Below are 18864 nucleotides of genomic sequence, written 5' to 3'. Positions count from 1 at the left end.
ACCCTGCGCATCCAGTAGCTCAGCCCGGGCAATTCTGAGGCGGCCTCAACTCTTCCCCTCCGTATTCATGCGAAAGAGGGGGATCAGTACGACGGCGAGGCACAGGAGGACGATACTGGCGCCACTACCGAAGAAGGTCCAGGCGTTGCGCCAGTGGCTTCCCAGCGCGACGAGGGCGAGGATCTCGCCGATGAGAAACACCACGGCGATCGCGATCTCAGTGATCACCCACCGGTCCTGGACGCGCTCGTTCCTCTGCCATTCCCGCCACACCTGCACTTCGCTCTGCGGAGTTTCTCGCGTGATGGGGTAGGGGAACCTCACCTGAGGCTGGAGCTCGTCGAGCTTACGGTCGTACCACCGGAGGATCAGCCCTACCTCGATGGTCAGGGCGATGAGCAGCGTCGGGAGGACCTGCGCGACGGTGGCGTAGAACGCTTCGGATCCCATGGACATTCTTCGTGGGCACTCGCGCGCCTGTTTCTGCCGCAGGTCCGAGGAGGGCACGTGCGTCGATGGCCACCACGCGGTGTTGAAGGGCATCCCACCATTTCGCCGGAATGACGGTGACGCCGGCGGTATGGCAGCAATCCTCGCGCATCCGTTCCGGCTGGACGGCTCCGGCCGCGTGGCAACCGCAGCCGGCGGCCCGGTGGCCGACCGGGTGAGGTGCCGGGCCGGCCGGAGAGCCGCTTTCAAGATCGTGCGCTCTCCATGCGTCATGATCTTGGTTTCTGCTGGGTGACGCTGGGGACTCCTGGACGGTAACCACCAGCATCACAGCATGTCAGAGCCTAGATCACATCTTTGACCAGGAGCGCCACGCACTCCACGTGGTGGGTCATCGGATACTGGTCGAACGCCCGCAGGTCCTCCAGGTGGTAGCCGTACGAGGCGAACCAGGCGATGTCCCGCGCCAGGGTGGCGGGGTCGCACGAGACGTAGACGATTCGCGGGGCCTCCAGGCGCGCGACGCGCTCGACGACCGGGCGGCCGAGGCCCGCGCGGGGCGGGTCGGCGACCACCAGGTCGGCCCGCTCGATCCCGAGCCGGTCGAGGGCCTCCTCGACCTTTCCCCGCTCGATCTGCGCCTGCGGCAGGTCGCGCAGGTTGAACCGGGCGTCCTGGACGGCCTGCGGATCCGACTCGACGCCGAGCACGGCGCCCTCCGGGCCGACCGCCTCGGCCAGGCCGGCGGCGAACAGACCGGCGCCGCAGTAGAGGTCGAGGGCCCACTCCCCCGGCTCGGGACGGCCGAGGTCGAGCACGGCGCCGAGCAGTGTGGCCGCCGCGCCGGGGTGGACCTGCCAGAACCCGCTCGCGGTGACCCGGTAGTCCCGCTCCCCCACCCGCTCGGTCAGCGAGGCCCGGCCGCGCAGCGCGCGGGTCCCCCGCCTGCCCTCGTCGAGGAGGACCGCGGCGTCCACGTCCGGGATCGTCGCCCTGCGGTGCGGCAGGGGCTCGACGATCACGGCCCGGTCCCCGCCGGAGGCCGCCACCACCTCCACCGAGGAGGCCCCGGGCCAGGCGAGCCGTTCGGCCCCGGCCTCCTCGACGGCGGGATGGGCGATGAGGCAGCCGGTGATGTGCTCGATCTCGTGGGACCGGTGCCTGCGCAGCCCGGCCGAGCCGTCCCGGTCGACGGCGAACTGCACCCGGGTGCGCCAGCCGAGGCCGTCCGGCGCCCCCGGCACCTCCTCGACCACGACCTTGTGGTCCAGCCCGGCCAGGCGCCGCAACTGCTCGGCGACGACGTCGGCCTTGAGCCGGCGCTGCGCCTCCAGTGACGCGTGCTGCCAGTCGCACCCGCCGCACCGGCCGGGGCCGGCGAACGGGCAGGGCGGCGTCACCCGGTCCGGTGAGGCCTCCAGGATCTCGACCGCGTCGGCCCGCAGGAACCGGGTGGTCTCCTCGGTGACCTCGGCCACGACCCGCTCGCCCGGCAGCGCGTGCCGGACGAACACGACCCGGCCCTCGTGCCTGGCCACGCACCAGCCGCCGTTGGCGACGGCGCCCACGGTCAGTTCGAGCCGCGCGGGGTGCGTCTCTCCGGACTCCTGCGGTGCCGTGCTGCCGTTCCCGTTCATCCGGCCGGCCCCTTTCGTATCGGTCATGCCCCGACCTGCGCGTCCTTCGACGGCTGCTGGTAGGAACGGCGTGATGCGCCGGGCGCGGACGGCTCCCTGCGTCGCTTGAGCCGGTCGGAGGAGGCGAGCTGCCACGGCACGCTCGTCACCATCACGCCGGGCTTGAACAGCAGGCGGCCCTTGAGCCGCAGCGCGCTCTGGTTGTGCAGCAGGTGCTCCCACCAGCGGCCGACCACGTACTCCGGGATGTAGACGGTCACGACGTCGCGCGGCGACCTCCGGCGCAGCGACTTGACGTACTCCAGCACCGGGCCGGTGATCTCGCGGTACGGCGAGTCGAGGATCTTCAGCGGCACCCCGATGCCGCGCCGCTCCCACTCGTCCTTGAGCTTGCTCACCTCGCCGGCGTCCACGCTGACGGTCACGGCCTCGATGCTCGACGGGCGGGTCGCCCTGGCGTACGCGAGGGCCCGGAGCGTGGGCTTGTGGATCTTGGAGACGAGGACGACCGCGTGGTTGCGGGCGGGCAGCATCGACTCGTCGACCTCGGTCTCCTCCGGCGCGGCGAGCTCCGCGGCGACCCGGTCGTAGTGCCGCCTGATGCCCTTCATCATGAGGAAGAGCAGCGGCATCGCGAGACAGACGATGTACGCGCCGTGGGTGAACTTCGTCGCCAGCACGACGACGAGCACCAGCCCGGTCATGACCGCGCCGAAGCCGTTGATCACCCGGGCGCGCATCATGCGGAAGCGGGCCTTCGCGTCACTCTCGGTCCTCAGGTGCCGGGTCCAGTGCCGGACCATCCCGATCTGGCTGAGGGTGAACGAGACGAACACGCCGACGATGTAGAGGTTGAGCAGCTTGCTGACGTCCGCGTCGAACGCCCAGATGAGCAGGCAGGCCCCGGCCGCGAGGATGACGATGCCGTTGCTGAACGCCAGGCGGTCGCCGCGGGTGTGGAGCTGCCGCGGCAGGTAGCGGTCCTGGGCGAGGATCGACCCCAGCACGGGGAAGCCGTTGAACGCGGTGTTGGCCGCCAGGAACAGGATCAGCGCGGTCACCGCGGCGATGACGACGAACAGGGCCGAGCCGTCGCCGAAGACGGCCGAGGCGACCTGCGCGATGATCGGCTGCTGGTAGTAGCCGGGCCCCGCCGGGTGCCCGTCGATGATGAGGTCCCTGGCCACGGTGGCCGGGTCGGTCACCTTCACCCCGGACTCCAGGCCGAGGAAGATGATCCCGCCGAACATCGTGACCGCGATGAGGCCCATCATGAGCAGCGTCGTCGCGGCGTTCCTGCTCTTGGGCTTGCGGAAGGCCGGGACGCCGTTGCTGATCGCCTCGACGCCGGTCAGCGCGGCGCAGCCGGAGGAGAAGGCGCGCAGCACCAGGAACGCCAGCGCGAACCCGGCGAGGTCCGTCTGCTCGGCGAGGAGCCGGTAGCCCGCCGTCGGGGCCCGCAGCTCGTCACCGAGCAGGAACACGCGGAACAGGCCCCACAGGATCATGCCGATGACGGCGGCCATGAAGGCGTAGGTGGGCACGGCGAACGCGACACCCGACTCCCGGATGCCGCGCAGGTTCATGATCGTCAGGAGCACGACGATGGCTATCGCCACCAGTGGGCGGTGCTCGGCGACGAACGGGATCGTCGCGCCCACGTAGTCGGCGCCGTTGGCGACCGACACCGCCACGGTCAGCACGTAGTCGACGAGCAGGGCGCTCGCCACGGTCAGCCCGGCGGTGGGCCCCAGGTTCGTCGTGGCCACCTCGTAGTCGCCGCCGCCGCTGGGGTAGGCGTGCACGTTCTGCCGGTAGGACGCGACCACGACGAGCATGACGAGGACGACCGCCGCCGCGACCCACGGGCTGATGGCGTAGAGACTGACCCCGGCGAGCGACAGGATGACCAGGATCTCCTGCGGCGCGTACGCGACCGAGGACAGCGCGTCACTCGCGAAGACCGGCAGCGCCACACGCTTGGGCAGCAGCTGGTGGTGGAGCTGGGTGCTGCGCAGGGCACGCCCCACGAGGAGCCGCTTGACAAGATCTGGCACCTTGGACACGTCTGTTGAGCCTAGTCCCCCCGCGCCATGCCCGGGTCATGCGGTGTACGGCATGGGCGACATACTGTCTCCAATAGGAGTCCGCCACACACCCACGGCGGGGGAGCATGCATATCGTGATCATGGGATGCGGGCGGGTCGGTTCGACCCTGGCCCACATCCTGGAGGACAACGGCCACTCGGTCGCGGTCATCGACCGCGACCCGCAGGCCTTCCGGCGGCTGCGGGCCGGGTTCCGGGGCCGCAGGGTCACCGGCATCGGCTTCGACCGCGACGTCCTCGAGGAGGCGGGCATCGCCTCGGCCGCCGCCTTCGTCGCCGTGAGCAGCGGCGACAACTCCAACATCATCTCCGCGCGGGTCGCCCGCGAGATGTTCGGCGTGGACAACGTGGTCGCCCGCATCTACGACCCCCGCCGGGCCGAGGTCTACCAGCGGCTCGGCATCCCCACCGTCGCCACGGTCCGCTGGACCGCCGACCAGATCCTGCGCCGGGTGCTGCCCGAGGGTGCCGAGCCCCTGTGGCGCGACCCGACGGGTACGGTCGTCCTCGCCGAGGTGGCCTTCCACCAGGGCTGGATCGGCACCCGGGCCAGGGCGATCGAGGACGCCACCGGCGCGCGGGTGGCCTTCGTCAACCGGATGGGCGAGGCGCTCGTGCCCAGGGACGCGACCGTGGTCCAGGAAGGGGACATCCTCCACCTGGTCGCCGCCGAGAACGACATGGACCGGGTCAACAAGGCGCTGTCCGCCCCGCCGTCCGACGAGGAGCACTGATGCGCGTCACCATCGCCGGCGCCGGAGCCGTCGGCCGCTCCATCGCGGTCGAGCTTCTGGAGAACGGCCACGAGGTCCTGCTCATCGACATCGACCCCCGCGCCATCAAGATCGACAGCGTGCCGCGGGCCGAGTGGCTGCTGGCCGACGCCTGCGAGATCTCCTCGCTGGACGAGGCCGGGCTGAACGGCTGCCAGGTGGTCATCGCCGCCTCCGGCGACGACAAGGTGAACCTCGTGGTCTCGCTGCTCGCCAAGACCGAGTACGGCGTGCCCCGGGTGGTCGCCCGCGTCAACCACCCGAAGAACGAGTGGCTGTTCAACGAGTCGTGGGGCGTGGACGTCGCCGTCTCCACCCCGCGTCTGCTGTCGGCCCTGGTCGAGGAGGCGGTCAGCGTCGGCGACCTGGTGCGCCTGATGACCTTCCGGCAGGGCCAGGCCAACCTGGTGGAGCTCACCCTCGCCGAGGACGCCCCGGTGGTGGGCCAGCGGACCGGCTCGGTTCCCTGGCCGGTGGACTCCGCCCTGGTCGCGATCCTGCGGGAGGGCCGGGTGCTGGTCCCCTCGGCCGACGACCCGCTGGAGGCGGGCGACGAGCTGCTGTTCGTCGCCAGCCAGGAGGTCGAGCAGGAGCTCACCGAACTGCTGTCGGCCCACGACCGCTCCTGAGCCGTACGCCGGCCGCGCCGCCCGCGGCGGGCATCGCCCCGGGCGGCCGGTCCGCCGGGAGGGTCAGACGGAGGGCTGGGCGGGCGGCTCGATCGGCGTACGGCCCCGGGCGAGCACCCACACCATCGCCGCCAGCCCGGCCACCTGGAGCGGCCAGCCCAGAACGATCTTGCTGACGCCGAGCGCGGTCACGTGGTCGGCCAGGTAGAGCGGCAGCTGCACCACCACCCGCAGCAGGCAGGGCAGCATGAGCAGCCACGTCAGCCGGGCGCACAGCCGGACCAGGGCCGGCTCGTTGTGCCAGGCCGTCGGGTCGCCGGTCACCGAGCCGATCAGGAAGCCCACGATCGGCCAGCGGACCACGATCGACAGCAGCATGCCGGCCGCGTAGGCCCCGTTGTAGAGGATCCCGGGCAGGAAGACGTCCTTGGCGTCGCCGGTGCGGGCGGCGAAGAACGCGCCGATCCCGATGCCCACCAGGCTGTTGAGCACGAACTGCGGTGTGGTCCGCTGCGCGATCCGCACCACCAGGAGCGCCACCGCCGAGGCGATGCCGACGATCAGGGAGGTCTTGAGGTCCTGGGTGGCCATCCACGTGCCGGTGAAGGCGATCGTGGGCACCGCCGCCTCGACGATCCCCCGCTTGCCGCCCAGCGCCTTGCTCATCTGGGCACGAACGGCCGCCTCAACGGTGGCGTGCGCGGCGGGGGCCGTCATGTCCGCTGTGCTCATACGGTCTCCTGAGAGATCAAGGGCCACCAGCCGGGCGCAGCTCGTAGCGGGGGTTGAACATGACCTTCCGGCCGTCCTGGACGCTGATCAGTCCTTCGGCCCGGACCACCCGGCCGGGCTCGATCCCGGCGATCTTCCGGCGGCCGAGCCAGACGAGGTCGATCACGTCCGATCCGTCGTACAGCTCGGCCTCCAGGGCGGGCGCGCCGCCGCGCGGGCGCAGGGTCACGGTGCGCAGCGTGCCCGCCACGCACGACCGCTGGCGCTCGCCGCACCTGGCGATGGGCGTGGCCCCCTCCTGCTCCAGGTCCTCCTGGAGCTCGGCGGCCTCCAGCTCGGCCTGGCTGGTGGTCAGCCGCCGCAGGAGACCCCGCAGTCCGCCCCGTCTGGCAGGCTCCGGCGTGTCCATCGGTCGCTCACCCGGCTTCCTCGCTCGCTGTCCCCACGGGGGGACCCATCGTCTGGCTCCACCCCGGGTGTCGTTCCCGGGCCATGCCTCCCCGCAGCATACGTGAGAACGCCAGCCGGTCAGAAGGACGGCATGGGCAGGGCTTGCCCCCGATTCGTCAACGGCCCGCGGGCGCGGTCCCGGCGTGCCGGACCGCCCGGCCCGGCGGCGACGTCCCGGCGGGCCGGGCGCCGCCGTTCAGCGGATCTCGCTGATCTCCGGGCCGCGCTCGAACGGCCGCAGTTCATCCCGGTGGGGGGCCTGCTCGTCGGCGGGCTGCCGGTCCACCGGAAGACGCAGCGGGATCACCTCTCTGGGCGGCATCGGCTCGTCGCCGCGGACCACCACGATGCCGCGGACCACGTCCTCCAGGACGTCGCCGGCCTCCCCGCCGGACGCCGCCGGGCCGCTGATGACGGCCTGCAGGAACCAACGGGGGCCGTCCACGCCGAGGAAACGCACCGGCTGCGGCTCCGTCTGGCCCTGCGCGGGAGCCCGGCCCACGAGCTCGGGGCCGAAGGGGCCGTCCCGCTCCTCCAGGGCCCCGCCCGCGGCGGTCACGTCCCTGACGGCGTCGGCCCGCATCTCGTCCCAGATGCCGTTCCGCTTGGGCGCGGCGACCGCCTGCACCTGCAGCAGGCTCTCCCCCAGCAGGACGATCACCCCGGTGATCTGGTCGCCGTCCACCCTGAGCTGGATCTCGAACCGGGGGTCGACGGGCAGGCGCAGGCCTCCCAGGTCGACCCGTTCGGCCTCCGGATAGTCGTCCGCCGCGTCCCAGGGGCCCGCCGCCCGCGCCGTGGCGGGGCCGTCCTCCCGCACGACGGCCGGTGCGGTCTCCTCCTCCGCGCGTCGCCGGCGTCGAAACACTTCGCTCACTCTCCTCGTGTCCTGCGTGTGCCGGGCATGTGCGTGCCCGGAGCTGTCAGCTCCCCGTCGAGCCGAACCCGTTCGTGCCCCGTACGGAGCCGGGCAACCGGTCCACCTCGTAGAACGCCGCACGCTCCACCCGCTGGACGACGAGCTGGGCGATCCGATCGCCCCGCCGGAACCGTACGGCGTCCTTGGCGTCGGTGTTGATCATCGTGACCTTGATCTCGCCCCGGTAGCCGGCGTCGACCGTGCCGGGCGCGTTCACCAGCGTCACGCCGTGCCGGGCGGCGAGGCCCGAACGCGGATGCACGAAGGCCGCGTAGCCGTCCGGCAGCGCGATCGCGACGCCGGTCCGCACGACGGCCCGCTCGCCGGGCAGCAACTCGACGTCCTCCGCCGCGTACAGGTCGGCCCCGGCGTCGCCGGGGTGCGCGTACGCGGGGAGCGGCAGGCCCGGGTCGAGCCGGTGGATCAGGATCTCGACGCTCATGCGGCGGCCTCGGCTCCCCGGGAGGGGACGGTGCCGCGTCCCGGGACGGCGCCTCCCGGACCCGGGTCCGCCGGAGCCGGCGATGTGGCGTTCGGCACAGGGCTGCTCATGAGGCAAGACCCTACCCGTTGCGCTGGGGCGACACCGCCTCTCCCGCGCCGGAGGACGGGGGCGCCGTCCCCGAGGGCCGGTCCGCCTCCCCCTCCCCGCCCCGCGCGGCCGCGGAACCGGCTGTGAGCTCGGCCACGGGTCCGGCGTGGCCGGGCTCCGGCGCGGGCGCGGCGGGGCCCGGAGGGCCGTCCGGGGGGCCCGCGTCTCCCCCGTTCTCCGATGACTCGATGGCGCGCCGTTCCGAGCGCAGTTCCGGCAGCGCACGGTAGATGACCGCCGTCAGCGGCACGGCCACGGCCGCCCCGGCGATGCCGCCGAGCACACCGCCGACGGCCAGGACGAGGATGATCGCCAGCGGGTGGAAGGCCAGCGCGCGGCCGACGATCAGCGGCTGGAGCACGTGGTTCTCCAGCTGCTGCTCGACCACGAGGATGCCGACGAACACCAGGGCGTAGACCCACCCCTGTGAGCCGAACGTCACGAGCGTCGCGATCGCGCCCGCGAAGAGGATGCCGACGATCGGGATGAAGCTCGCGAAGAAGATGAGCACGGCGAGCGGGGCCCAGAGCGGCACCCGCATCCCGGCGAGCACGATGCCGATCACGATGCCGTGGATGGCCGCGACGGCGACCGTGCCGTGCACGTAGTGGGAGATCGTCACCCAGGCGGCCCGGCCGGCCCGGTCGACCCGGGGCGCGGCCTGGCCGAAGCCGCGCAGGAACCAGGCCCAGATGCGGTCGCCATCCTTAAGCAGGAAGAACGTCACGAAGAGCAGCAGGACGATCGAGGCGAGGACCTCGACGAACGCGGTGGCGCCGGTCAGCAGGGTGCTGGTGATCTGGCTGCGCTGCTCGTTGACCTGCCGGCTCAGCTGGTCGACGATGTCGGCGATCTGGGCCTCCTTCAGGTGAAGGGGGCCGTGCAGCAGCCAGTTCTGCAGGTTGCGCGCGGTGAGCTGGATCTGCGCGACCAGCCGGGGGAACTCCTCGTTCGCCCGGGTGCCGATGAGGATGCCGATGCCCACGATCACGGCGAGGCCGAGAAGCATCGTGATCCACGTCGCGTAGATCGGCCGCAGCCCGGCCTCCCGCAGCCGCCTGGTGAGCGGGTACAGCAGCGCCGCGAGCAGCAGCGCGACGGCCACCGGCAGGACCACGAAGCTGATCCTGCCGATGATCATCGCCAGCACGTAGACCGCCGCGCCCACCAGCAGCAGCCGCCAGCTCCACGCCGCCAGCGTGGCGAGTGTCGGCGGCACCCCCTCGGGGGATCGCCTCTTAGACGGGATCACGGCTCCAGCCTGGCATGCCCGGAGGTGCGGCGCGCAGTCGTTTTACCTTCCGTCTGCCGGCGGCGCGTCAGGCGGCCAGCTCCGCCACGGCGTCGAGGGGTCCGTCGCCGGGCTCCAGGACGAACTCCTCGACGTTGCCCGCCGCGCACAGGTCGTCCTGGGCGAGCCTGACGAGGTCGGCCTGGTCCCCCGACACGGTCAGCCGGGACACCTCGGCCCGCATGGACCGCCGGGCCTCCGACTTGGCCCGCCGCACCCGGCGCAGCACCTCGGCCACCGCGTCCAGCACCGCGGGGTCGCCGCGCTCCGCCTCGGGCAGGTCCCGCGGCGACGGCCAGGCGGCGCGGTGCACCGACCCCTCCCGCCACCACGACCAGACCTCCTCGGTCACGAACGGCAGGAACGGCGCGAACAGCCGCAGCAGCACGCCGAGCGCCGCGCGCAGGGCGGCGACCGCCGACGCGTCCCCGGCGTACGCGCGGGCCTTGACCAGCTCCACGTAGTCGTCGCAGAACGACCAGAAGAACCGCTCGGTCCGCTCCAGCGCCCGCGTGTAGTCGTACGCCTCGAACGCCTCGGTGGCCTCGTCGACGACCGTCCGCAGCGCGGCCAGCATGGACAGGTCGACCGGCTCGACCACCTCCCCGCCGCCCTCGGACCGGAAGCCCAGCACGAACTTCGACGCGTTCAGGATCTTGATCGCCAGCCGCCGGCCGATCTTGATCTGGCCCGTGTCGAAGGCGGTGTCGGTGCCGGGCCGGCCGCTCGCCGCCCAGTAGCGGACCGCGTCGGAGCCGTGCTCCTCCAGCAGGCCCATGGGCGTGACCACGTTGCCCTTGGACTTCGACATCTTCTTGCGGTCGGGGTCGAGGATCCACCCGGAGATCGCGGCGTGCCGCCAGGGCAGCCCGCCGTGCTCCAGGTGCGACCGCACGACCGTCGAGAACAGCCAGGTACGGATGATCTCGTGGGCCTGGGGCCGCAGGTCCATCGGGAACACACGGCGGAACAGGTCGTCGTCGCGCTCCCACCCGGCGGCGATCTGCGGGGTCAGCGAGGAGGTCGCCCACGTGTCCATGACGTCGGGGTCGCCGGCGAAGCCGAGCGGCTTGCCGCGCTGGTCCTCGCTGTAGCCGGGCGGCACGTCGCTGGAGGGGTCGACGGGCAGCGCCCGCTCCGGCGGGGTGATCGGGGCCTCGTAGACGGGCTCGCCCTCGGCGTCGAGGGGATACCAGACCGGGATCGGCACGCCGAAGAACCGCTGGCGCGAGATCAGCCAGTCGCCGGCCAGGCCCTCCACCCAGTTGTCGTACCTGACCCGCATGTGCGGCGGGTGCCACTCCAGTTCCCCGCCCCGGTCGAGCAGCGCGCGGCGCAGGGCGAGGTCCCTGCCGCCGTTGCGGATGTACCACTGCCGGGTGGTCACGATCTCCAGCGGGCGGTCGCCCTTCTCGTAGAACTTCACCGGCCGCTGGATCTTGCGCGGCTCGCCGTCCAGGTGGCCGGACTCGCGCAGCATCTCCACGATGCGCTCGCGCGCGCTGTGCACGGTCTTGCCGGCCAGCTCGGCGTACGGCCCGGCGGGTACGCCGTGCGGCGGCTCGGGGAGCAGGCGGCCGTCCCAGCCGATCACGGGCCGGGTCGGCAGGTCGAGCTCGCGCCACCAGGTCACGTCGGTCACGTCGCCGAAGGTGCAGATCATCGCGATGCCCGAGCCCTTGTCCGGCTCGGCCAGGTGGTGGGCCACGACCGGCACCTCGACCCCGAAGACCGGGGTGCGCACGGTGGTGCCGAAGAGCGGCCGGTAGCGCTCGTCGTCGGGGTGGGCGACCAGGGCCACGCAGGCCGGGATCAGCTCGGGCCGGGTCGTCTCGATCCACACGCGCTCGCCGAACCCCTGCTCACGCTGCGCGGGCGACAGGTCGAAGCCGATGCGGTGGAAGGCGCCCGGCCACTCCCGGTCCTCCAGCTCGGCCTGGGCCACGGCGGTGCGGAACGTCACGTCCCACAGGGTGGGCGCCTCGGCGACGTACGCCTCGCCCCGGGCGAGGTTGCGCAGGAACGCCCGCTGCGAGGCGGCCCGGGCGCCGGCGTCGATGGTCGCGTAGGTCAGCGACCAGTCCACCGACAGGCCGAGGCGGCGCCACAGCTCCTCGAACGCCTTCTCGTCCTCGGCGGTCAGCCGCTCGCACAGCTCGATGAAGTTGCGGCGCGAGATCGGCGCCTGCCGCTTGGCGTCCGGCTTCTCCGGCGGCGTGAAGTCCGGGTCGTACGGCACGGAGGGGTCGCAGCGGACGCCGAAGTGGTTCTGCACCCGGCGCTCGGTGGGCAGGCCGTTGTCGTCCCACCCCATCGGGTAGAAGACCTCGCGTCCCCGCATCCGCTGGTAACGGGCGATCGTGTCCGTGTGCGTGTAGGAGAACACGTGCCCCACGTGGAGGGATCCGGACACGGTCGGCGGCGGGGTGTCGATGGAGTAGATCTCGTCCCTGCCGCGGGACCGGTCGAACCTGTAGGTCCCGTCGGCCTCCCAGCGGGCTACCCATACCGCCTCCAGGCCGTCGAGAGCAGGTTTCTCGGGCATGGTTGCGGGGAGTCGCTGTTCGGTCATGCCACCACATGGTATGGCGTGGCGCGCCTCCCCGAGGGGAGACACTAAGGTCGTTATGGAGGAGGAATCATGGCGGACACGGCTCGGGCGGCCAAGCGAGAACTCGGCCTGTCGGAAAAGCCCGACATGCAGTGGCGGATCATCGGCGGAGTGCTGGGCCTCGCGGTGGGCTTCGCCTCCCGCAAGGTGCTGGCGTACGCCTGGGAGAAGGCGACCGGCAAGGAGCCCCCGGCGAGCGCCGACTCCCCGGACATCGGCCTCGGCGAGGCGATCGCCTACGCCGTCGTGATGGGGCTCGGCATCGAGGTCACCCGGATCGTGGCGACCCGGGCGGCGGCCAGGAAGTGGCGCTCCTGGAAGGACGCCGCCCGCGACCTCACTCCGTAGGCGCGGGCGCCGGCTCCCCGGACTCCAGGGCCGTGAGGAAGTCGCTGGCCCACCTGTCCACGTTGTGCGAGGCGACCCTGCGCCGCAACGACCGCATCCGGCGGGCGAGCTCGTGCGGGGTCGCCCGCATCGCGGCCAGCATCGCCCGCTTCATGCCCGCGATGTCGTACGGGTTGACCATGTAGGCCTGGCGCATCTCGTCGGCCGCCCCGGCGAACTCGCTCAGCACCAGCGCGCCGCGCAGGTCGTGGCGGCAGGCGACGTACTCCTTGGCGACGAGGTTCATGCCGTCGCGCAGCGGCGTGACGACCATGACGTCGGCCGCGCAGTACAGGGCGGCCAGCTCCTCCTTGTTGTACGACTGGTGCAGGTAGGAGATCGGGTGACGGCCGAGCATGCCGTGCTCGCCGTTGATGCGGCCCACCCGCAGCTCGATGTCGTTGCGCAGCCGGATGTACTCGGCGACCCGCTCCCGGGTCGGCGTCGCCACCTGGACGAACACCGCCTCGCCCGGCTTGACCGAGCCGTCGTCGAGCAGCTCGCCGAACGCCTTGAGCCGCTGGCCGATGCCCTTGGTGTAGTCGAGCCGGTCGACGCCGAGCAGCATGTGCTCGGGGTCGCCCAGCTCGGCCCGGATCTCCCTGGCCCGCTGCTGGACGCGCGGCTCGCGGACGAGCTGGTCCAGCTCGCCGAAGTCGACCGAGATCGGGAACGACTCGGCGCGCACCGTCCGGTCCTCGAGCTGGATCTCGTTGCGCAGGTACTGCACGCCGAGCAGGCGGCGGCACAGGCGCAGGAAGTTGGCGGCGCCGCCCGGCCGCTGGAAGCCGACCAGGTCGGCCCCGAGCAGGCCCTCCAGGATCTCGTTGCGCCAGGGAAGCTGGTAGAACAGCTCGCCCGGCGGGAACGGGATGTGCAGGAAGAACCCGATCTTCAGGTCGGGCCGCAGCTTGCGCAGCATGGCCGGCACGAGCTGGAGCTGGTAGTCCTGCACCCATACGACCGCGCCGGGGGCGGCGGCCTCGGCGGCGGCCCGGGCGAACCGGTCGTTGACCGCCTTGTAGGCGTCCCAGAGCACCCGGGAGTAGATCGGGGTGGCGACCACGTCGTGGTACAGCGGCCACAGGGTGGCGTTGGAGAACCCCTCGTAGTACAGCTCGACCTCGAGCTGGGACAGCGGAACGGGGATCAGGTGCATGCCGTCGTGGTCGAACGGCTTGAGCTCCTCTCCCGCCGCGCCGGTCCAGCCGAGCCAGGCGCCGTCACGGCGCTGCATGACGGGCGCGATGGCGGTCACCAGCCCTCCGGGGCTGCGACGCCACTCGTTCTCACCCACGCGGTCCACCGGCAGCCGGTTCGCGACGATCAGAAATGAGCTGGTGCCATCACGCATGAACCCCTCCAGGGTCGCCTGTGACCACCATACGGAAAGCCACCAGGCGACCCCATACCCGTAATGACGTGCACAATTCACAGCTGAAACTGTGAGAATGATCTCACGCAGCTCACGGGGGTCCGCCAAGTGGTTTAGACCAATCGGTGACACTTCTCTACCCGGAACATCGGGACGGCCGGAGAGTGCCGATTGGGATGGTCACCTGGACCGGCCGCCGTCACCGAGGGGTGCCGGACGGCGGGGAGACGGTGGAGGGGACGGCGGAAGGAGCGCGGGCGGGGGAACGGGGGTCAGCCCGGCGGGAGGGCGTGCCCGCGGAGCAGGTCCGCGCGAACGGCGGCGGCGAGCTTCTTGGTGGCGGCCCGGTTGAGGGCGGCGCCGGCGACCGCCCCGGTGAGGAAGGGGCCGAGGGTGGTGAGATGCCGGCCGAGTGTGCGCATCAGCCGGTTGCGCAGCGCGGTTTTCGCGGCGGTGCCGAGCGCGATCGTGGCCGAACCGGGGGCGAGGGGATTGACACCCCGCTGTTTCGACCAGGCGAGCGCGTACGCGGCCGCCCTCTGGGTGCCGTTGCCGGGCACCTGCACGCCGTACACCTCGTGGAGTTCGGCGAGAAGCTTCACCTCGATGGCCGCCACGACGAGCGTCTCGGCGACGATCTGGGCGGGCGCGGACAGCAGCAGGGGCGGGGCGGCGAACTCGGCGGCGGCGAGCGCTCCGCCGACCGCGCCGACCGCCGTGGTCGCCTTGGCGGCGGTGCGGACGAGGTCGTCGGCGAGCTGATCGCCGGTGAGCCCGTAGTGGTGCTCCCGCAGCGTCGCCAGGTCCCTGATCGGTAACCGCGGGGCGATGTTCATGAAGACGTCGGCCAGCCATCGGCCCCGGCCGGTCCCGCGCTCGCGCGCCTTTCCTGCGGACTTCGCCAGGGCCTTGCTGAGGCGGCCGAGCAGCCGTCGCCGCTCGGCCCCGTCCGTCTCCTCAGGGGCCACGAGTTTGCCGACCAGGTCGGCCACCTCGTCGTTCGATCGATCCGCGTCTGAAGTCACGGACCCTCCTCAGGGTCTCCTAGGCGGCACACTCGCGGCAGACCTGCTGGCCGTTCTTCTCCGAGGCCAGCTGGCTGCGGTGGTGCACCAGGAAGCACCGCGAGCAGGTGAATTCGTCGGCCTGCCGAGGAATCACCCGAAGCGAGAGCTCCTCGTTCGACAGGTCCGCCCCCGGCAGCTCCAGCGACTCGGCCAGATCGGTCTCGTCGATGTCGATGCTGCCCGACGACTTGTCGCTCCGGCGCGCCTGTAGTTCCTGAAGGCTGTCCTCGCTGAGGTCGTCGTCGGTCTTACGCGGGCTGTCGTAGTCGGTAGCCATCTGCTACTCCATCCCCCTCATCTATCTGCCTGCGCTCATGTCGCGCGTCTTAACGCTCGGGAGGCCGGTGTTGTGCCCGCGGGGGCCGGGAAATCGTGCAATCGGTACCCGCTTGAACGAACACTGAACCTCCCGACACGGGTGGCGTGCACCGCCGGGGACTGCGGTTAGCCAAATATGGCGAAAACCACAGTATCGGCGGTATCCCCACCGTGTTCGACGGCACATCCAACCACATGTACGGCGCGCACGCTCCATCAGCGCGCCGACTGCGGCATCCCCGGAGAAACCCCGTTTCCGGAGAGTCGCACCGTCACCACGAGCCCGCCCCCGTCGCGGGGAACGGCGACGACCGTTCCGCCGTGCGCCCGGACGATCGCGCGCACGATGGACAGGCCGAGACCCGCGCCTTTGGCGGATTGGACCCGGTCGGCATTCAGCCGCCGGAACGGCTCGAACAGGCTCTCCACCTCGTACGCGGGAACGTGCGGTCCCGTGTTCGCGACCTGAACAACCGCACCCCCGTCCACCATTCCCGTACGGACCCATACTTTTCCGTTGGGACCAAGATTGTGCTTGATGCCGTTCTCGACGAGGTTCGAGAGGCAGCGTTCGACGAGAACCGGATCACCCGTCGTGGCGGCGGGATGAAGGTCGTGTTCGACCGTGACCCCTTCCTCCTCGGCGAAGGCGGCCAGTTGCTCCACCGCCGTCCGCGCCACCTCCTGCACGTCCACGGGCTTGCGCACCGACAGCTCCCGCTCGCTGCGGGCGAGCAGCAGCAGGCCCTCGATGAGCCGCTCGTTGCGGGCGGTGGTGCCGAGGAGCGTGCGCCCGAGCACCTTGAGGTCGTCCGACGCCTCGGGGTCGGACAGGGCCACCTCCAGCACGGTGCGGTTGATCGCCAGCGGCGTGCGCAGCTCGTGCGAGGCGTTGTCCACGAACCTCCGCTGGGCGTCGAAGGCGGTGTTGAGCCGGGTGAGCATGGCGTCGAACGTGTCGGCCAGCTCCTTCAGCTCGTCGTCGGGGCCCTGGAGGTCGATGCGCTCGTGGGCGAGGGAGGTCTCCGACAGCTTCCGCGCGGTGACCGTCATCTTCTTGATCGGCCGCAGCGCCCGGTCGGCCACGACGTATCCGAGGATCAGGGCGAAGATGCCCACGCCCAGCAGCGCCAGCAGCGACCGCTGCAGCAGCTCGCTCCGCGCCGCCGCGGTGGCCTCCGCCTGCAGGTTGGCGTAGTTGTTGTTGAACTCGTCGATCACCTCCTGCGGCACGCTCGGCGGCAGCAGGATCTTCGGCACGCTCTGCCACCCGACGTTGATCGCATGCCCGACCAGCACGTACATGACCATCACCAGCAGCGCGCCGGCGACGAAGACCAGCGCGGCGTACGTGAGGGTCAGCCGCCAGCGGATGCTGACGCGGTTCTGCAGCGACCGCATCTCGTCGAGGATGTTGGCCCGCTGGACCGGGTGGGCGACCAGGGGCGGCGGGCCGTCCCAGGCGGGCGGCCCGCTGGGCGGCGGCGGAACCTGGCTGCGGTAGGGACCGGTGCCCATAGGGTCCGACATCCGGCCGGGCGTCACAGCCGGTAGCCGACGCCCGGCACCGTCTCGATGACCGGCGGGTCGCCCAGCTTCTTGCGCAGGGTCATCATCGTCACCCTGACCACGTTGGTGAACGGGTCGATGTTCTCGTCCCACGCCTTGTCGAGCAGGTCCTCCTGGCTGACGACCGCGCCCTCGGCGCGCATCAGCTCCTCCAGCACCGCGAACTCCTTCTTGGTGAGATGGATCTCCGCGCCGTCCCTGGCCACCTGGCGCTTGCCGGGGTCGAGCCGGATGCCGGCCCGCTCCAGCACGGGCGGCAGCGCCGGCGCGGACCGGCGGCCGAGCGCGCGCACCCGGGCCACGAGCTCCATGAAGACGAACGGCTTGGCCAGGTAGTCGTCGGCGCCGAGCTCCAGCCCCTCCACCTTGGCGTCCACATCGCCCGCGGCGGTGAGCATGATGATCCGCGAGGCGGACCGCTCCGCGACCAGGCGACGGGCCACCTCGTCACCGTGGACCTTCGGCAGGTCGCGGTCGAGCACGATCACGTCGTAGTCGATGTATCCCGTCTTCTCCAGGGCGGCGGCGCCGTCGTAGGCGACGTCCACGGCCATCGCCTCCCGGCGGAGGCCGGTGGCGATCGCGTCCGCGAGCACCCTCTCGTCCTCCACCACTAGCACGCGCATCAAGGTCCTCCTCGCTGGTACGGACGCCTCATTGTGGCCATGACCGGCGTAAGCCGCCGGTAAGCGGCCCCGGCACTCTACGTGACGTAGAGCACAGAAATTCACAGGTTTGCGCTCGGCCCCGTTATGGGTATGGCCCCGGGCACCCTCCATTGTCGTGTGCCGGGGTAGGCGCGTCTCTCCTGAGCGGATTCCGCGCCGGCGTCCCCGCGACACGTTCGCCCCCTGAGAAAGAAGGTGAGATGGGCGAGTTCACGACCACGATCGAATCCAGGCTCGACCAGGCCTACAAGGGTCTTGAAGAGGCCACGACGAGCGGGGACGACTTCCTCGCCGACACCCTCACCGCCGAGATCGAGGACCTGCACCGCCTCGCGGAGGATCACGGCGTCTCCATCAACCGCTGACCGCGCCATCACCTGACGAAGGGGCCCGCCGTACGGCGGGCCCCTTCGACTGTGCCGGGCCGTGTGGAACGGCGTGGTGGTCAGTCCCGTTCGGGATCGAGGGGGACGAGCAGGTCGTGCAGCTCCTCGAAGAGCCCGGGCGCGGCGCACAGCACCATGTCGGGGCTCACCTTCCTGCCGTTCAGGCCGCCGAGCCGCGCCCCCGCCTCGGCGGCGACGAGACCGGCCGCGGCGTGGTCCCAGTAGTTGGCGCCGCGCTCGTAGTAGGCGTCCACCCGCCCCGCGGCAACGGAGCAGAGGTCGATCGCGCAGGAGCCGCCCCGCCGGATGTCCCTGACCCTCGGCACCACCTGCGCGACCACCTCGGCCTGCACGCGCCTGCGGGCGGCGCCGTAGCCGAAGCCGGTCGCGACGAGCGCCCGGTCGAGCGGGACGCCGGTGTTGCAGCGCAGCCGCTCGCCCCGCAGCCACGCGCCGCCGCCCCGGCGGGCGGTGAACAGCTCACCGCGCGGGACGTTGTTGACCGCGCCCGCGACGATCTCGCCGTCCACCTCGACGCCGATGCTGACCGCCCAGTCGGGCACGCCGTACAGGAAGTTGACCGTGCCGTCGATGGGGTCGACGACCCAGCGGACCACGCCCTCGCCGGGGGTGTCGCCGCCCTCCTCGCCGAGGATCGCGTCACGCGGCCGGGCCTCGGCGATGCGGGCGCGGATCAGTTCCTCCGCGGCCCGGTCCAGCGCGGTGACGACGTCGGTGGGGCTTGACTTGGTGGCGAGCACCTCGGGCCGCGCGGGCCGCTTGGCGAGCAGCATCTGGCCGGCCTCCTCCGCTATGCGGGCCGCCAGCTCCAGCAGCTCCTCCTCCCGAACGCGGTCGTCCCGCCGCTCCCGCTCGTCCATGCCGGTGTGCCCCCTCCTGAG

General features: G+C 71.6%; 19 protein-coding genes. 4 read left to right on the top strand and 15 right to left on the bottom strand.

The features are described from left to right. Positions 1 to 45 precede the first annotated feature (45 nt). From HHX40_RS07845 to HHX40_RS07835, 3 genes are all read right to left on the bottom strand, one after another. Positions 46 to 543, bottom strand: coding sequence for a hypothetical protein (locus HHX40_RS07845; protein ID WP_182880007.1), 498 nt, complete (start codon positions 541 to 543; stop codon positions 46 to 48). A 251-nt stretch (positions 544 to 794) separates the two neighbouring features. Next, the gene (locus tag HHX40_RS07840) at positions 795 to 2087 is read right to left on the bottom strand and encodes a class I SAM-dependent RNA methyltransferase (protein ID WP_182880365.1); all 1293 of its coding nucleotides are present in this window, start codon (positions 2085 to 2087) and stop codon (positions 795 to 797) included. A 23-nt stretch (positions 2088 to 2110) separates the two neighbouring features. Next, positions 2111 to 4153: an APC family permease gene (locus HHX40_RS07835; RefSeq protein ID WP_111698080.1), complete on the bottom strand. Its 2043-nt coding sequence runs from the start codon at positions 4151 to 4153 to the stop codon at positions 2111 to 2113. A gap of 107 nt (positions 4154 to 4260) precedes the next feature. On the opposite strand from HHX40_RS07835, the gene HHX40_RS07830 reads away from it, so the two are divergent. Both HHX40_RS07830 and HHX40_RS07825 read left to right on the top strand, forming a co-directional pair. Beyond that, positions 4261 to 4929, top strand: coding sequence for a potassium channel family protein (locus HHX40_RS07830; RefSeq protein WP_111698081.1), 669 nt, complete (start codon positions 4261 to 4263; stop codon positions 4927 to 4929). Next, complete coding sequence (locus tag HHX40_RS07825) at positions 4929 to 5597, top strand: potassium channel family protein (RefSeq protein WP_111698082.1); 669 nt, start codon at positions 4929 to 4931, stop codon at positions 5595 to 5597. The genes HHX40_RS07830 and HHX40_RS07825 overlap by 1 nt, the downstream gene beginning before the upstream one ends. Positions 5598 to 5660: 63 nt before the next feature. Here the strand turns inward: HHX40_RS07825 and HHX40_RS07820 are convergent, their stop codons facing one another. From HHX40_RS07820 to valS, 6 genes are all read right to left on the bottom strand, one after another. Beyond that, positions 5661 to 6329 carry a DUF3159 domain-containing protein gene (locus tag HHX40_RS07820; RefSeq protein WP_111698083.1) on the bottom strand — a complete coding sequence of 223 codons (669 nt, stop codon included), beginning with the start codon at positions 6327 to 6329 and terminating at the stop codon, positions 5661 to 5663. Positions 6330 to 6345: 16 nt separating this feature from the next. After that, positions 6346 to 6738: an OB-fold nucleic acid binding domain-containing protein gene (locus HHX40_RS07815; RefSeq protein ID WP_111698084.1), complete on the bottom strand. Its 393-nt coding sequence runs from the start codon at positions 6736 to 6738 to the stop codon at positions 6346 to 6348. A gap of 237 nt (positions 6739 to 6975) precedes the next feature. Continuing rightward, on the bottom strand, positions 6976 to 7647 hold the full coding sequence (locus HHX40_RS07810) for a DUF3710 domain-containing protein (RefSeq protein ID WP_182880006.1): 672 nt from the start codon (positions 7645 to 7647) through the stop codon (positions 6976 to 6978). Positions 7648 to 7702: 55 nt separating this feature from the next. Beyond that, positions 7703 to 8140, bottom strand: coding sequence for a dUTP diphosphatase (gene dut / locus HHX40_RS07805; RefSeq protein ID WP_111698086.1), 438 nt, complete (start codon positions 8138 to 8140; stop codon positions 7703 to 7705). A 121-nt stretch (positions 8141 to 8261) separates the two neighbouring features. After that, positions 8262 to 9542, bottom strand: coding sequence for an AI-2E family transporter (locus tag HHX40_RS07800; RefSeq protein WP_310737989.1), 1281 nt, complete (start codon positions 9540 to 9542; stop codon positions 8262 to 8264). 67 nt (positions 9543 to 9609) lie between these two features. After that, positions 9610 to 12153: a valine--tRNA ligase gene (valS, locus tag HHX40_RS07795; protein WP_182880005.1), complete on the bottom strand. Its 2544-nt coding sequence runs from the start codon at positions 12151 to 12153 to the stop codon at positions 9610 to 9612. 69 nt (positions 12154 to 12222) lie between these two features. On the opposite strand from valS, the gene HHX40_RS07790 reads away from it, so the two are divergent. After that, positions 12223 to 12540, top strand: coding sequence for a DUF4235 domain-containing protein (locus HHX40_RS07790; RefSeq protein ID WP_259402307.1), 318 nt, complete (start codon positions 12223 to 12225; stop codon positions 12538 to 12540). On the opposite strand, the gene HHX40_RS07785 is transcribed toward HHX40_RS07790, so the two are convergent. The 5 genes from HHX40_RS07785 to HHX40_RS07765 form a co-directional block, all read right to left on the bottom strand. Beyond that, positions 12530 to 13933, bottom strand: coding sequence for an alpha,alpha-trehalose-phosphate synthase (UDP-forming) (locus tag HHX40_RS07785; protein ID WP_111698088.1), 1404 nt, complete (start codon positions 13931 to 13933; stop codon positions 12530 to 12532). The genes HHX40_RS07790 and HHX40_RS07785 overlap by 11 nt on opposite strands. Before the next feature lie 293 nt (positions 13934 to 14226). Continuing rightward, positions 14227 to 14979 (bottom strand): hypothetical protein, encoded by a 753-nt coding sequence (locus HHX40_RS07780; protein ID WP_310737988.1) that lies wholly within the window; start codon positions 14977 to 14979, stop codon positions 14227 to 14229. Between the two features lie 19 nt (positions 14980 to 14998). Then, positions 14999 to 15298 (bottom strand): DUF4193 domain-containing protein, encoded by a 300-nt coding sequence (locus tag HHX40_RS07775; protein ID WP_030454398.1) that lies wholly within the window; start codon positions 15296 to 15298, stop codon positions 14999 to 15001. 257 nt (positions 15299 to 15555) lie between these two features. After that, entirely contained in the window at positions 15556 to 16869 is a 1314-nt protein-coding gene (locus HHX40_RS07770) for a sensor histidine kinase (protein WP_259402329.1), read from the bottom strand. 11 nt (positions 16870 to 16880) lie between these two features. Next, a complete protein-coding gene (locus HHX40_RS07765; RefSeq protein ID WP_111698089.1) occupies positions 16881 to 17534 on the bottom strand; it encodes a response regulator transcription factor in 654 nt (217 codons plus the stop codon). A gap of 242 nt (positions 17535 to 17776) precedes the next feature. Between HHX40_RS07765 and HHX40_RS07760 the strand changes: the two genes are divergently transcribed. Further along, entirely contained in the window at positions 17777 to 17941 is a 165-nt protein-coding gene (locus HHX40_RS07760; RefSeq protein WP_165900481.1) for a hypothetical protein, read from the top strand. Positions 17942 to 18021: 80 nt separating this feature from the next. Here HHX40_RS07760 and HHX40_RS07755 read toward each other — a convergent pair whose 3' ends face one another. After that, the gene (locus HHX40_RS07755) at positions 18022 to 18843 is read right to left on the bottom strand and encodes an inositol monophosphatase family protein (RefSeq protein ID WP_182880004.1); all 822 of its coding nucleotides are present in this window, start codon (positions 18841 to 18843) and stop codon (positions 18022 to 18024) included. Between the last annotated feature and the right edge of the window lie 21 nt (positions 18844 to 18864).

The sequence above is a fragment of the Microbispora sp. H10949 genome (assembly GCF_014161435.1).
Taxonomy (GTDB): domain Bacteria; phylum Actinomycetota; class Actinomycetes; order Streptosporangiales; family Streptosporangiaceae; genus Microbispora; species Microbispora triticiradicis.
The sequence above is the reverse complement of the archived record's forward strand: the minus strand, read 5'-3'. Positions and strand labels throughout refer to the sequence as shown.

Coding starts and splice junctions, on each gene's coding strand:
- HHX40_RS07845 (WP_182880007.1), bottom strand. CDS start 543: ATGCCCTTCAACACCGCGTGGTGGCCATCGACGCACGTGCCCTCCTCG.
- HHX40_RS07840 (WP_182880365.1), bottom strand. CDS start 2,087: ATGAACGGGAACGGCAGCACGGCACCGCAGGAGTCCGGAGAGACGCAC.
- HHX40_RS07830 (WP_111698081.1), top strand. CDS start 4,261: ATGCATATCGTGATCATGGGATGCGGGCGGGTCGGTTCGACCCTGGCC.
- HHX40_RS07825 (WP_111698082.1), top strand. CDS start 4,929: ATGCGCGTCACCATCGCCGGCGCCGGAGCCGTCGGCCGCTCCATCGCG.
- HHX40_RS07820 (WP_111698083.1), bottom strand. CDS start 6,329: ATGAGCACAGCGGACATGACGGCCCCCGCCGCGCACGCCACCGTTGAG.
- HHX40_RS07815 (WP_111698084.1), bottom strand. CDS start 6,738: ATGGACACGCCGGAGCCTGCCAGACGGGGCGGACTGCGGGGTCTCCTG.
- dut (WP_111698086.1), bottom strand. CDS start 8,140: ATGAGCGTCGAGATCCTGATCCACCGGCTCGACCCGGGCCTGCCGCTC.
- valS (WP_182880005.1), bottom strand. CDS start 12,153: ATGACCGAACAGCGACTCCCCGCAACCATGCCCGAGAAACCTGCTCTC.
- HHX40_RS07790 (WP_259402307.1), top strand. CDS start 12,223: ATGGCGGACACGGCTCGGGCGGCCAAGCGAGAACTCGGCCTGTCGGAA.
- HHX40_RS07785 (WP_111698088.1), bottom strand. CDS start 13,933: ATGCGTGATGGCACCAGCTCATTTCTGATCGTCGCGAACCGGCTGCCG.
- HHX40_RS07775 (WP_030454398.1), bottom strand. CDS start 15,298: ATGGCTACCGACTACGACAGCCCGCGTAAGACCGACGACGACCTCAGC.
- HHX40_RS07770 (WP_259402329.1), bottom strand. CDS start 16,869: ATGTCGGACCCTATGGGCACCGGTCCCTACCGCAGCCAGGTTCCGCCG.
- HHX40_RS07765 (WP_111698089.1), bottom strand. CDS start 17,534: ATGCGCGTGCTAGTGGTGGAGGACGAGAGGGTGCTCGCGGACGCGATC.
- HHX40_RS07760 (WP_165900481.1), top strand. CDS start 17,777: ATGGGCGAGTTCACGACCACGATCGAATCCAGGCTCGACCAGGCCTAC.
- HHX40_RS07755 (WP_182880004.1), bottom strand. CDS start 18,843: ATGGACGAGCGGGAGCGGCGGGACGACCGCGTTCGGGAGGAGGAGCTG.